The organism is Paraflavitalea speifideaquila, from assembly GCF_032395985.1.
Taxonomy (GTDB): domain Bacteria; phylum Bacteroidota; class Bacteroidia; order Chitinophagales; family Chitinophagaceae; genus Paraflavitalea; species Paraflavitalea speifideaquila.
In genome coordinates, this window is sequence record NZ_CP135920.1 from 4,730,326 (window position 1) to 4,743,658 (window position 13,333).

11 protein-coding genes and 3 pseudogenes are annotated in these 13,333 nt (G+C 47.5%); 4 read left to right on the forward strand and 10 right to left on the reverse strand.

What is annotated here, in order from left to right; genetic code table 11:
• Positions 1-1,041: 1,041 nt before the first annotated feature.
• From RS881_RS60245 to RS881_RS32610, 4 genes and pseudogenes are all read left to right on the forward strand, one after another.
• Positions 1,042-1,098 (forward strand): annotated as a pseudogene (locus RS881_RS60245) (hypothetical protein); the annotation flags it as partial.
• A 1,298-nt stretch (positions 1,099-2,396) separates the two neighbouring features.
• A pseudogene (locus tag RS881_RS60250) lies at positions 2,397-2,516 on the forward strand (hypothetical protein); the annotation flags it as partial.
• Positions 2,517-2,624: 108 nt separating this feature from the next.
• Positions 2,625-3,065 (forward strand): hypothetical protein, encoded by a 441-nt coding sequence (locus tag RS881_RS32605; RefSeq protein ID WP_315814574.1) that lies wholly within the window; start codon positions 2,625-2,627, stop codon positions 3,063-3,065.
• A 101-nt stretch (positions 3,066-3,166) separates the two neighbouring features.
• On the forward strand, positions 3,167-3,406 hold the full coding sequence (locus tag RS881_RS32610; protein WP_315824678.1) for a T9SS type A sorting domain-containing protein: 240 nt from the start codon (positions 3,167-3,169) through the stop codon (positions 3,404-3,406).
• A 98-nt stretch (positions 3,407-3,504) separates the two neighbouring features.
• Here RS881_RS32610 and RS881_RS32615 read toward each other — a convergent pair whose 3' ends face one another.
• From RS881_RS32615 to RS881_RS32665, 10 genes and pseudogenes are all read right to left on the reverse strand, one after another.
• Positions 3,505-4,851, reverse strand: a complete 1,347-nt coding sequence (locus RS881_RS32615; RefSeq protein ID WP_315814575.1) for a Gfo/Idh/MocA family protein — start codon at positions 4,849-4,851, stop codon at positions 3,505-3,507.
• A 16-nt stretch (positions 4,852-4,867) separates the two neighbouring features.
• Positions 4,868-5,643, reverse strand: a pseudogene (locus RS881_RS32620) (RagB/SusD family nutrient uptake outer membrane protein).
• Positions 5,598-6,242, reverse strand: coding sequence for a RagB/SusD family nutrient uptake outer membrane protein (locus tag RS881_RS32630; protein WP_315824679.1), 645 nt, complete (start codon positions 6,240-6,242; stop codon positions 5,598-5,600). Before RS881_RS32630 ends, RS881_RS32620 begins: the two are co-directional and overlap by 46 nt.
• Positions 6,161-6,466 (reverse strand): hypothetical protein, encoded by a 306-nt coding sequence (locus tag RS881_RS32635; protein ID WP_315814578.1) that lies wholly within the window; start codon positions 6,464-6,466, stop codon positions 6,161-6,163. Before RS881_RS32635 ends, RS881_RS32630 begins: the two co-directional genes overlap by 82 nt.
• Positions 6,467-6,562: 96 nt before the next feature.
• Complete coding sequence (locus tag RS881_RS32640) at positions 6,563-6,901, reverse strand: hypothetical protein (RefSeq protein ID WP_315814579.1); 339 nt, start codon at positions 6,899-6,901, stop codon at positions 6,563-6,565.
• A complete protein-coding gene (locus tag RS881_RS32645; RefSeq protein ID WP_315814580.1) occupies positions 6,804-7,922 on the reverse strand; it encodes a TonB-dependent receptor domain-containing protein in 1,119 nt (372 codons plus the stop codon). Before RS881_RS32645 ends, RS881_RS32640 begins: the two co-directional genes overlap by 98 nt.
• The gene (locus RS881_RS32650; protein WP_315814581.1) at positions 7,882-9,369 is read right to left on the reverse strand and encodes a TonB-dependent receptor plug domain-containing protein; all 1,488 of its coding nucleotides are present in this window, start codon (positions 9,367-9,369) and stop codon (positions 7,882-7,884) included. The genes RS881_RS32645 and RS881_RS32650 overlap by 41 nt, the downstream gene beginning before the upstream one ends.
• A gap of 75 nt (positions 9,370-9,444) precedes the next feature.
• The gene (locus tag RS881_RS32655; RefSeq protein ID WP_425476298.1) at positions 9,445-10,941 is read right to left on the reverse strand and encodes a RagB/SusD family nutrient uptake outer membrane protein; all 1,497 of its coding nucleotides are present in this window, start codon (positions 10,939-10,941) and stop codon (positions 9,445-9,447) included.
• 237 nt (positions 10,942-11,178) lie between these two features.
• The gene (locus RS881_RS32660) at positions 11,179-12,057 is read right to left on the reverse strand and encodes a SusC/RagA family TonB-linked outer membrane protein (RefSeq protein ID WP_315814583.1); all 879 of its coding nucleotides are present in this window, start codon (positions 12,055-12,057) and stop codon (positions 11,179-11,181) included.
• Positions 12,058-12,071: 14 nt separating this feature from the next.
• Entirely contained in the window at positions 12,072-13,307 is a 1,236-nt protein-coding gene (locus tag RS881_RS32665; protein ID WP_315814584.1) for a SusC/RagA family TonB-linked outer membrane protein, read from the reverse strand.
• Between the last annotated feature and the right edge of the window lie 26 nt (positions 13,308-13,333).

Here is a 13,333-nt window from a genome sequence, read left to right on the forward strand (position 1 = left end):
TATACAAGTATTTTACCCTACAGGTAGCAGGGTACCCCAAAAGGAGTGGGCTGATACAATTATCAATGAATTTGGAAAAGAAATAATTTACAATGTTATTTATGCAGAAAACTATTTCCGGTCAATCAATATATATAACAAGAAGAACCAGCTTATTGAAAGCTCATACTCCAATGCTACGTTTGAAAGAGGGATCAATGAGCTGACAAGACAAATTATTGCCTATGATAAACGAAATCCAGTTTTAAGAATTACACTGGACAAGGATCAGCAACTGGTTTCCGAGGAAAGATATTACTATGGGAAAGGGAACTTAATGCGATATACCAAGGATAATGATCTAACAGATAGCCTTATAAACGAGGAAAGAATTTATGACGAGAATGGCAACCTTGTTTTATTTCAGCAATCCCCGTCAGATTATCCCAAAACTACTTATGTATGGAAATACTATTATGACAAAAATGGCTTAAAAAGTTACGAAGCGTATTTTCAGAATGGGGAACCCCAGTACAAAAAAATCTACAAATATAATTTACCCCCTCCCCAGAAAGCAAGTGACTACATGCGACACCCTATAGCTTACCTCACCTTTAAAAATCGCTTTCACCCAAAGCCCCAAAAATAACAGGGCCGCTTACGCGTACAGCAAGAAAGACAGTAACAGGTATTCATATAGCCGGAATCTTTCAACTGATCACATCTTTATAAAATTCTCTTATATTGCCGCCCCTTATCTATCACCCTAAACCCACCCACTTTACGCATGAGCAAGTTCTTTACTTTAGTTGCATGGTTCTTTTTTTTTCTCATTCAATCTGTTTTTTCACAAACACCACTTCCCCAATTTCCTGTAACGAACGGCACTGTCTATGACATGGTGCAAGATGGAAATACGGTTTATATAGGTGGTATATTTTTTGAAGTGGGCATGCAAGCTCCGTATGGCGTTTCTGTTCATGCTACCTCCGGATCACCCGACCTGTATTTCGCAAAACCCAATGGCAAGGTAAATACCGTGGTACCAGATGGCAGCGGAGGCTGGTATATTGGTGGAATCTTTACCGTAGTGGCGGACAGGCCAGGAATCGCCTGGCCCGGATCAATGCTGATGGCACGTTGCATGCCTGGAATCCGGATGCCAATGGGGATGTTAATATCCTTTTGGTCAATGGCAGCACGGTGTATGCAGGTGGCACCTTTACCTCCATCGGCGGGCAAACCAGGAACAGGATCGCCGCTATAGATAATACTACGGCACTGCCTACAGGCTGGGATCCGAATGCCAGTGGCAATGTTCTTACCCTGGCCATTAGCGGCAGCACACTGTATGCAGGCGGCACCTTTGTTACCATTGGCGGCCAAACAAGACGCAGGATCGCTGCTTTGGATATTAGTACGGGACTGGCTACGGCCTGGGATCCCAACCCCAGTAGCGACATTTTAACCCTTGCTGTGGATGGAGGTATCGTATATGCGGGCGGCAGCTTTACTAATATAGGTGGGCAATCAAGAAGCAGGATCGCTGCTTTGGATAGTACTACGGGACTGGCTACCAGTTGGGCCCCCAACGCCAGTAACTCCGTTGCAACCCTTATTGTGCAGGGAGGTGTTGTATATGCAGGCGGCTATTTTACTAACATTGGCGGTCAGCCAAGAAATTATATTGCGGCATTGGATGCTGGTACCGGGCAGGCAACATCCTGGAATCCCCAGGCCAGTAGTACGGTTCTCAAGATTGTAGCCAATGGCGGCACCATTTATGCGGCAGGCGGGTTCAACAACATTGGCGGGCAACCGAGGTCCAATCTCGCCGCATTGGATGCGAGTACCGGACTGGCCACAGCCTGGATTGCCAATACAAATAACGAGGTCAGTTCTATAGCAGTGAATGGTATAAGAGTATATGCAGCGGGAGGTTTTACAGGCATAGGTATGCAGTCAAGACATAATCTTGCAGCATTTGATGCTACTACAGGCGCCATAACCCCGTGGGATCCTTCTGCCATTGGCGGCGATGTGAGGTCACTGCTCCTCCACGGTAGCACGGTGTACGCAAGCGGCAGCTTTACTCAAATTGGTGGACAGCCGAGGAACAGGATCGCAGCTTTAGATGTTAGCACCGGACTGGCCACGGCCTGGAATCCCAATGCCAATCACTGGGTTCATACCATGGCTATCAATGGCGGCATCCTCTATGCAGGGGGTAGTTTTACGAACATTGGGGGACAACCGAGGAACTATATCGCAGCATTTGATGTCAATACCGGGCTGATAACTTCCTGGGATCCCAATGCCAACAACCTGGTTAATAAAGTGGTGGTGAGTGGCAGCACCGTTTTTGCAAGTGGGGCTTTACTGCTGTCGGCGGACAATCCAGAAACTATATCGCAGCTTTGGATATTGGTACCGGACTGGCCAGGGCCTGGAACCCCACTGCCAACGGCGGTGTCACTACCCTGGCGATCAGTGGCGGTACAATTTATACAGGCGGATACTTTACTTCTATCGGCGGGCAAGCCAGGAACAGGATTGCGCAACTGGATGCTAGTACCGGCCTGGCTACCAGTTGGAACCCCGATGCTGACGGCTCGGTCCTGGGTCTTGCAGTTAATGGCGGTTTGGTGTATGCCGGCGGAGCCTTCACTTCTATTGGCGGCCAGATGAGGGGACGGGTGGCCGTATTAGACGCCACCACAGGAACGGCCAACGCATGGGATCTCCAGGCTGACGCCATCGTCAGAGCCATCAAAGTATCGGGCAACAGGATATATGTGGGCGGAGATTTTAATGTTATTGCGGGAGGCGCGGTTAACTATTTCGCCGCTTTTGGGCTTATCGCATTGCCCGTTGAACTCCTTTCTTTCACAGCCAGGAACCAGGCAGGGGCAGGATCCAATACTGCTGTACTTTGTCAATGGAGTACGGCCACCGAACAAAACAGCGATCATTTTATTATTGAACGCAGTAATAATGGAACCACGTTTATACCCATCGGGCAAGTGGCAGCAAAGGGAATTCAAACACCGCACAGCATTATAATTTTACTGACAATACCCCACTAAATGGCATTGGATATTACCGACTGAAGCAGGTAGACCTCGATGCTAAGTCAACCCTTTCAAAAACAGTAACAGTATCAGCCAGCAAACCAGGTTCTTCTTTGATGATCTATCCCAATCCAATCAAGGGCGAAGCAACGCTTACTGTTTACCTTGCCCAAAAACAACCAGCTGTATATAGTGTGTTTGACCTGGCCGGCAACAGGCACTTTAGCAAAACGGTTTCTTTACAGGCGGGATGGAATACCATTCCCCTCACGCTGTCGTCTTTACTACCAGGCAACTATATCCTTCAGCTAGCAGGCAATGGCATTACGCAGCAAACCCGGTTGGTGAAACTTTAAACATACAACCTACAAAACGAAAAACAGCTCCTGACCAGGGGAGCTGTCTTTTTGTAACCCATTACAAGGATACGGATACTATGAAGGTTTAATGAACATTAATACTGATCATCCAACGCAAACACGGGTTTGCGGTACATCCACTGACCACCCGTGAAATCGGGAAACTCTACGGTTTCATTGCCCAGTTCAATAGACTGCTCGCTTAAAGGTGTGATGGCGCTCCATACAGCCGCATCGTACACATCCATTGGGGTAGGTACTTTACGCTTTACGGATTCAACAAAAGCCTGTACTACAAAGAAGTCCATGCCACCATGACCGGCGCCCGATGCCGCATTGCTGTACTTGGCCCACAGGGGGTGGTCGTATTTATCGAGCCAGACCTTTTGGTCGTCCCACTGATGTGGTTTGGTTGACTTACCTTCAATGTAAATGCCTTTATTCACATCCATCCATAAACCTTCGGTACCCTGTACCCTAAAACCAATGGAATAGGGCCTGGGCAAATTGGTATCGTGCTGCAACAGGATGGTTTCGCCATTGGCGCAGCCAATTTGGGTAGTCACCACATCACCCAGCTTGAAATTCACCTTGGCATTGGGATGGCTTTCACCCCCTTCTTTCACAATGTAATTGTGCAAGCCCCTGGCCTTGGTAGAAAAAGAACTTAAAGTAAGAAAACGGTTACCGCGGTTGATGTTGATATAATGGGCCAATGGTCCTACGCCATGGGTAGGATACAGATCGCCATTGCGATGAACGGAGTGGTTGGTACGCCATTTGGCTTCAGAAAATGCCTGGTCGCCAAACTCCACGCCTTTGCCGCCAGTGGCACTGTTGAATTTCACAGCCCGCAGATCATGCTGATAGCCACCCTGCAAGTGGATCATCTCACCAAACAAGCCCTGACGCACCATATTGAGCACGGCCATCACATCGCGGCGGTAACATACGTTCTCCAGCATCATCACATGGCCCTGGTGTTTCTCTGCTGCCTTTACCACATCCCAATGATCGGCCAGGGTAATACCCAGGATCACTTCGGTGCCTACATATTTAATACCCGCTTCCAGTGCACCAATGATCATGGGTTTGTGCCATTCCCAAGGCGTAGCAATGACTACGGCTTCTATGCCCTTCTTCTCTACCAGTTTCTTCCAGGCATAAGGATCGCCGGTAAATACTTCTGGCATCTTCTTGCCACTTTTGGTGATCATGTCTTTGGCACGTATCAGCATTTTATCATCTACATCACAAATCGCCACCAGGTCTACATCTTCCCTTTTCAACAAAAGGCTCAGGTGGCTTAATCCACGCAGCCCCACTCCTATGATACCGATCTTAACTTTTGGATCGGCCATGCCGGCGAATAAGCTTTTGCCGGGCAGTACCAGGGCAGCTGCGGCCAGGCTGGTATTTCTTACAAATTCTTTTCTGTTCATGTATAAAGGTTTTTACTTATTTCCAACCATCGTTTTGTTCCAGCTTGGGATTCGCCAGTATATCTCTTAATTGAATGGGATACCGGTTCATATTGGCGGTAAATACCCGCTCCTCCAGGTCGTAGGGTGTATAAACGAATACACCGGGGCTGGGTTGATCAATCTTCACACCGCGCATTTTGCGGTTAAAATCAGTTTTGGCAATATCCCAGCGACGGGCATCCCAGTAACGGTGGCCTTCAAAACTCAATTCTATTCTGCGCTCATTGCGGATACGGGCGCGCATTTGCTCCATGGTCAATCCAGCTGGCAAGCCCGGCATACCCACCCGGGTACGGATGCGGTTCACCGCTGTATAAACGTCTGACACGGCACCGTCGGCTTCATTGAGGGCTTCTGCATAGTTCAGCAGCATTTCGGCCAGGCGGAAATGGATCCAGTTGTGTTGGCTGGTTTGATTAGAAGCCAGGTTGAGGTTTAAGTCGATGTGTTTGCGCATATAATAGCCAGTAAGCGACCCATTCACTTTTTGAGGGCCATCGATGCCATTGCTGAAGGTTTCTATTTTTCGGCTTTTGAAAGTAGCATTATTAAACAGGATGATGGCGGCCAACCGGGGTCCCTGTTATCATACGGCTTGGCCGCATCATACAAAGGACTTTGGTTCCAGGCCAGGCCATCTTTCATTTCAAAAGCATCCACCAGGTATTGGGACGGGCATACACCACCGCCACCATTCACCTCACCTACCGGATAATTTTCTGTTTCCAGGTAGCTGGCATTGCCTTCCACCCTACTCCAGATGATCTCGGTATTGGTAGCGGTATTGCCACGGAACAGTCCTTCATAGTTGGCAATGCCATTGGGCAGGCTAAAGGGAGCTGTACCATCAAAAAAGGTTTGGCAGCTTCAAGGGCTTTCACCCATTTGGCCCTGTCGGAGTTTGGATTATTCAGGGTGCTGGCCGCATACAATAAGATGCGGGCTTTTAAAGCGGCGGCAGCCCATTTGGTGGCACGGCCATAATAGTTTTCGTAGTTGGTACCAATGTAAGTAACCGGCAGGCGGTTAAATGCCGAATCACAATCTTTTACGATCTGCGCCACAGTCTCATCAAAGCTGTTGCGGGGCAGGTCAATATCATCATTTAAGGTGAGGCTTTTTGTAACCAGGGGTACCCCGCCATAACGTTTGCACAATTCAAAATAGTAGAAAGCCCGGAGGAAGAATACCTCTCCTATCAACCTGTACTTTTGATCAACTGCCTTGATTTGGTTGATGATAATATCGTTGCTGTGGTCTACTACTTTTACACGCTCAATATTCTCAAAGAATTTGTTGCACTTGCGGATACTTCTGTAATGACCCGTCCATACATCATCAAAGTTGATGGTAGGGCCCCAGCTTCCATTGGTAAAGCGATAGGCGTCGTGCGCACTATTGGCATGGCGGGCATCGTCGGTAGCACACTCTGAAAAGGTGCCGGCAAAAGCCCCAACTGCCTGTACCCATTGGGCAAACCGGCATAAATATCCGTTACAAACTCGGTTACATAATTGATATTCTTAAAGATGGTGCTATCCTGCACATTTAATTCCAGCGGCGCATCGAGCACATTTTTTTACAGGCCGAACCTCCTAACAACAGCAACAGGCTGCCTGCGATGTATATTTTACTGATATGGGTTGATTTCATAAAAAGCATATTAAGGTTAGAATTGCAGGTTGATACCAAAATGCATGGACCTGGTGCGTGGGTAAGAACCAATGCCTGCACCGGTAAACTCGGGGTCGATATAATCTGGTTTCAATTTTGTCCAGGTATATAAGTTAAGGCCACTTACATAGACCCTGGCCTGCGACAGGTGCAGTTTACGGATCAGCCCGGAGCTAAAATTGTACCCGATCTCTACATTCTTCAGGCGCAGGTATTTGCCATCCTGCAGCCAGAAGTCAGATTGCCTGTAATTGTTCTCCCCGATTTGGCGGTGGTAGACAGGCGGGGAAATCGGCAGTAGCAGCGGTAGCTGGTGTCCAGCGGTTGAGTACAAAACTGGTAGGTTTGGCGCCACCGGCAAAACCCATGGTTGAAAAGTTCATCACATTGATATCCCTTGATCCTGTTCCCTGTAACCAGATGGTGAGGTCAAAACCTTTGTAGCGCAATTCTACAGAAGCGCCATAATACAATTGGGGATTGCCCGAAGGTTTGCCCAGGGGTACTTCGTCGTATACATCAATACGGTTATCGCCATTCTGGTCCTTGTATTTAATATCCCCGGGTTTTACCTGGCTGAAAGTTTGCACAGGGCTGTTGTTGATCTCTTGTTGATCTTTAAAGAAACCAAGAGCCTGCAAGCCAAAAGGAGTGCCCAGGGGGTTACCGGTGCGGTACAGGTAGGAATAAGGCAATACCGCTTCATCCATGTAAACGATCTTGTTTTTGGAATAGGTACCCAGGGCATGTACGGTAAAACCAAAATCACCCAGTTGCTTATTGTACCATACATCCCAGTCGATGCCCTTGTTTTCCATTTCACCGATATTGAAAGCTTTTACACCAATACCAATGAGGCTGGATAAACTGGAAGGAACAGCCAGGATATCTTTTCTCTTTTCATGGAATACATCAATGCTGGCGCCGAGTGAATTGCCAAAGAAAGCCATATCAACACCCACATTGGCATTGTACAGGGATTCCCAGGTAATATCGGGGTTGGCCAATGCACCTTCTGCGCGACCACCCAGGCTGCCGGGGTTGCGACCAAATGTATAGGAATTACCACCGGTATAACTGCTGTTGTAGAGGTAACGGTTGCGACCGCTGCCAAAGCTGCTGCCAAAATCGGCATTGCCCAGCAAGCCATAAGATGCCCTCAACTTGAGTAAATTGATCTGATCGTTTTGCAGGAACTTTTCCTCGTTGATCAACCAGGCCAGGGCCAGTGTGGGGAAGAACCCATAACGATTACCCGGTGCCAGGTTCTCACTACCATTGTAGCCCATGTTGAGCTCGGCAATGTATTTCTTCTTATACGCATAGTAAGCCCTGCCAAAAACCTTGTGTAGCATAGGGGAAATCATCGCCGGCAGGTGTGGTGACGGACTGATAAAATCCTGCCTGAGCAGCAAAGTCATGGTTAAAACCAAAATTGGTCTTATAATCAGCCTTTGCCCATACAGTATTCATGCGTTCCTGGCTCTGCGTCCTGGACCTGAAATTATAAGATACATCCGTACCAAATTGCTTATAGTCGCCGCCCGGTTGTAACTCCCAGGTAGCAAAGTTCATGGTAGCACCTTCGTTGTTATAATAGTAGTTATAATAAGCAAAAGCACCGGTAACACTCAGGCCTTTCACCAGTTTGTCCAGCTTTTGTTCTATACGGGCTGTGCTGGATAAATTGCGGTGCACTTCCCTGGTATAACCCGTTTGCGTCAATAAGCCATAAGGGTTGCGGTTATACTGTTGGTTGCCACCGATCTTTCCATTGGCATAGAGCATGGGGAACAGGTTGGGTGGATAGAGGGCAATATTACCCCAGATGGAACTTTGTGGCGACCCGGGGAAATTTTTGGTTTCCAACCTGCCGGCCAGGTCAAGGGCTACGAGCAGGCTGGGGTTGATATTAAAATCGAGGTTGGAACGGAAATTATAGCGTTTGAAATTGGCATTGGTGCTATAACCCATTGTTTTTTCATTGATGTCGCTGTATTTATAAAACCCTTGCTGGTTCATATATCCCAGCAATACAAAGTAGCGAACATCTTTGGTACCGCCCGAAAAGGTCAGGTTATACTTCTGCTGCAGCGCCTGTTTTTTGATCAGCTCATCATACCAGTTTACATCAGGATATACTTCTTTGTTGCGGGCAGGATCGTTGTAAGCCGCAATCTGTGCATCGGGGTAACGGGCAGGCAAACCATCATTGATGGCAGCCTCATTGTACAAGGTCATATAATCCTTGGCACCGAGGTAATCAGGTGCATCCATGGGAGACAGGAAACCTACCTGTGAATAAAAATTGATCTTACTTTTTCCGATCTCGCCGCGGCGGGTAGTAACGGCAATACCTTTGTTGGCGCCCCTGATGCCATAAGTGCCAGCGGCGGCAGCATCTTTCAACACTACCAATTGGTCTATTTCCAGGGGATCAAGCTGGTTGAAACCTACGGGTATATTATCCACGTATACGTACATGGCGCCATTGTTATACGTGTTATCACCACGGATATAGAGGGCGCTGCCATCATAGCCCGGTTCTTCACTACCCATGGATGTTTTCAGGCCAGCCAGGCGGCCTGCCAGCATATTGCTGTTATTGGCCACGCGGAAGCGGGCCATTTCTTCGCCGGTAATGGAGCTTACTGCACCCGCATAATATTTACGGGGCAGGGTATAGTTCCAGGGCAGGCGGAGGGGTTGGCTCCAGTAACTGGAATCTTTTCCAATTTTGAGGGTATCTGATACCGGCTGCGTTGCTTGCTGGGCAAGGGCCGATTGGCCGGCCAGGAGCATCAGCAGCAGGATATTATTTTTAGTAATTTTTATACGATGTAGCATAAGTAGTTAAGTGTAGGTGAACAACAACTTTTAGTAGCCGGGATTTTGTTTGATATCGGCGCCTTTATAGATCTCGGCAATTGGAATGGGATAGAGATACATGCGGTTTAAGAACTTGCGGTTCTCTATCACATAACGGGTATGTGCTACTACGCCATTCACCTTAGTGACCCTGAAACCTTCGGCAGGTGTATTGTCCGTTTGTTCAGCAATCATCCAGCGGCGTACATCGAAATAACGCTCAGCTTCGAGTGACAGCTCTACAGCTCTTTCATTACGGATCTTATTGCGCATGGCTTCTTTGGTAAGTCCGGCAGTCAGGCCCGGCATGTTTACAGTTGCCCTGGCTCTTACTGCATTGATCGCATTGTATACTTCGGTATTGGGGCCATTCATTTCATTTTCGGCTTCGGCCAGCATCAGGTACATTTCCGCCATGCGCAGGTAATGCCATTTTTGTACCCCATTATTGTTATCAGGCCGTTGGAACTTGCGAAAGAATAAGCCGGTTTTAACTACCCCATCAGAATAATCACCACCAATTTTATCTGTGGCCGATGCAGGCCAGAATTCCATGGTAAAGCCTTTCCAGGTATCGCCTGATTTTATAACTGTCATAGCCAGTCGGGGATCACGGTTGAGCCACCACTTGCTTTCATCATAACCCGAGCCAGCTTCATCTTTCATTTTGCCGTTGGTCATCTCGTATTTATCAACCAGGTTCACCAACATCTGAGAATGAGCATAACCAGTGAGCCTGCCCGGTGGGTTGAAGAAGATGGGTGTGTTACTGGTACCCTGACGGTACCAGATCAATTCGCGGTTATTGGCATCCCTTGACTCATTGAAGATATTGCCATAATTATTGTACAAGCTATACCAGTTGCCATTGGCGGCATTTTGTGTAAAGAAATCGCGGCAGGCATCGGCAGCCAGTTTCCAGCGGTTGCCATCATAACTGGTATAACCAATCAGTTCATCCGTCATAGCCCCAGGCTCTCCTGCGGCAGCCGGTGTAGGGTTGTTGTTGAGCTTGCTGGCTGCATACAACAATACTTTTGCTTTGAGCCCCAGGCAGGCGGCGGCGGTAGTGCGCCCACGGTTAATATCGGGTGCAGGAAACCAGGGCAATACCTTGGCTGCCGAATCCAGTTGCTGTACAATAAAGGTTACGATGCTGGCATAAGATGCCCTTTTAAGATTGGCTTTATAAACAGCCTGGGCAGCAGGATCCTTAATATCTTCAAAACTTACGGGTGAAGTAACAAGAGGAACACCACCATACCTTTTCAACAGCTCGAAATAATAAAAGGCACGCAAGGTTTGTGCCTGCGCCACAAACTGGGCTTTGGCAGTAGGGGCAAAGGTCATCAAATCCCGGTAACTTAATAATACATTGGTGCGCCGGATGCGGGTGTACATGGCAGCATACACATTATCAAGCGTATTACTGGCATCCATAGAGCCAAAGTTCATGGCATTGGTGCCCAGGTAGGCCGGACCGGCTTCTGCTTCATCGCAGATCATGCCGAAATGCATGCCATTGGACAATACTTCCAGCCCGCCAAACAGGTCGGCATAACAATTGGCCAGGAACTTTTCAGTATTGATGGAATCAGTGAACGTTTTTTGTGGATCCAGCGCATTGGTAAAAGGCGGCGGTTCAAGGAATCCTCTTTTTCACAGGCCAGCAATACAATGCAACTGGCAGCTATATAAAATCCTTTAAAAATAATATTTTTCATATCTATTAAGCAGTTATGGTTATAAAGTAATGTTTGCACCGGCACTCCATACCCTTTGCTGGGGATAATACCAGGCCCGCTGATTACGGTTTTCAGGGTCGAGGTATTTGATCTTATCCCAGGTATAGAGGTTAGATCCATTGAGGTAAACCCGTACACCTTTCATTCTCCATTTATTTATGAGTGATTTAGGCAGGGTATAACCAATTTCGGCTTGCTTGAGCCTGACATAACTGGCATCTTTCAACCAATAATCATTGGTGATATAATTGTGTTGGGTGCCAGATGGGCTGGAAGATAAGCGGGGGTAGGTAGCGTTTTCTTTATTGTCGGGCGTCCAGCGGTTGAGGTGGATGTCCATTACTTTACCTGTATTGAAAAATTCATAGGCGGCTTCCAGGTTCACCAGCATGGCTGTATTATCCGCTCCCTGAAACAGGGCGCTGAAGTCGAAACCCTTGTAGCTACCACCAAAACTAAATCCAAAAATATATTCGGGTACGGTAGGGTTACGCAGGGCCACCTGATCTTTAACATCAATTACCCCATCGCCATTCTGGTCTTTATAGCGGAAATCACCGGGCTGCAGTTTGCCCAATGCACCGGGATCATAACTGGAAGTAGCCCATTTGTCGATCTCTGCCTGTGAATTGAAAAAGCCCATCGTCTGCAATCCCCAAAACATATCCAGGCGTTCGCCGGTACGGCGCATCCAGGGATGGGGCGCATCGGGTTCATCAATAAATACACGTTTATTACGGGCAAAAGACAGGTTGGCTTTTACAAAATAATTGAATGCTCCCACGTGGTCATTATACCCCAGGTCAATTTCATATCCTTTGTTCTCTACAATACCCAGGTTAACCACCGGTAAGGTGGCACCTACGGTAGCAGGCACAGTACCGGGATTGGTTAAGATATTGCTTCTTTTTCATAGAAAACATCCAGGTTAAAAGTGAGCCGCTTGTTCAACCACTGGGTTTCTATCCCCGCATTGTACTTATTGGCTTTTTCCCATTGTGCATAAGGGTTACCAAATTCACCCTCCAGAATACCACCGGGATTGTTGTTGTTGGTAAGACCAAAAGCATAACCACCACTGCTGGTATATGCAAGGTTTTGGTACAAGAACCTGCGAGCATTGTTTTGATCATTACCCACCTGACCAAAAGATGCTCTCAATTTAAGGAAGTCCAACGCTTTAACAGCGCTCATGAAAGATTCGTTGGTCACTACCCATCCCAAAGAAAAGGAGGGGAAGAAACCATATCGTTTAGTAGAAGGAAACTGCTCGGAACCATTATAGCCCATATTCACCTCTACCATATACGTTTCATCCCAGTTATAGGTAAGACGGCTTACGACACCCTGGTAAGAGAATGGCCAATCAAAAGTAGAAGAGTTTCTCACCTGGCGGCTGCGATTGAACAACAGTAAGCCGGATACATTGCTCTTTCCGAATTTGTTGGCATAGTTAAGCCCTGCCTCCATATAAACGGTACGGTAAGAGTTATTGGCATCAGACACAAAAGACTCACCATAAGACAGCAAGGGCGCTTCCTGACCAATGGGTGCTCCATATAAGTAATTACCATCGGCATCCTTACCCGTGAGTTTGTAGCGTGTATAGAAGTCTTGCGAACCTGTACCACGGAAACGGGAAGTTTGGTGCCTGTAATGATTGGTAAAAGCGACCATGGGTTTAAAGCTGAGCCCTTTCAGGAACTTGTCCATTTTATAATTGGCAATGAAAGTTCCTTCCAGCAGGCTGGTATAATCTTTCGTATAGCCTTGATAAGAAAATTCGGCCAGTACATTATCAGTGAGCGAAGGCCCTGCACCATAAGTCCCGTCAGGATTTAACAAAGGGCCATTATTGGGTGGTGTACGCATCAGCAAACTGAATAAACGGCTGGTACCACCGCGGGGACCATTACGGGTTTCGGCCCGTGCCGCCAGGTTTACACTCAACCTAAGGGCGCTGGTTACATCCAGGTCTACATTAGAACGGAAATTATAGCGATTATAATTGAGATCGCCATCAAAGTCCCTGTCCTTCGTATGCTTAAATAAACCATTTTGGGTAAGGTAGCTGCCGCTTACAAAATACTTGGCCACCTTGGTACCACCCGATACATTGGCATTCATGGTTTGCTGGGCAGCAAAGGGTTTGA

Excerpts from the sequence above, each read along its gene's own strand:
- RS881_RS32615 (WP_315814575.1), bottom strand. The coding sequence starts at position 4,851 with ATGAACAGAAAAGAATTTGTAAGAAATACCAGCCTGGCCGCAGCTGCC.
- RS881_RS32645 (WP_315814580.1), bottom strand. The coding sequence starts at position 7,922 with ATGCTACACAAGGTTTTTGGCAGGGCTTACTATGCGTATAAGAAGAAA.
- RS881_RS32655 (WP_425476298.1), bottom strand. The coding sequence starts at position 10,941 with ATGATCTGCGATGAAGCAGAAGCCGGTCCGGCCTACCTGGGCACCAAT.
- RS881_RS32665 (WP_315814584.1), bottom strand. The coding sequence starts at position 13,307 with ATGAATGCCAATGTATCGGGTGGTACCAAGGTGGCCAAGTATTTTGTA.
- RS881_RS32650 (WP_315814581.1), bottom strand. The coding sequence starts at position 9,369 with ATGCTCCTGGCCGGCCAATCGGCCCTTGCCCAGCAAGCAACGCAGCCG.
- RS881_RS32610 (WP_315824678.1), top strand. The coding sequence starts at position 3,167 with ATGATCTATCCCAATCCAATCAAGGGCGAAGCAACGCTTACTGTTTAC.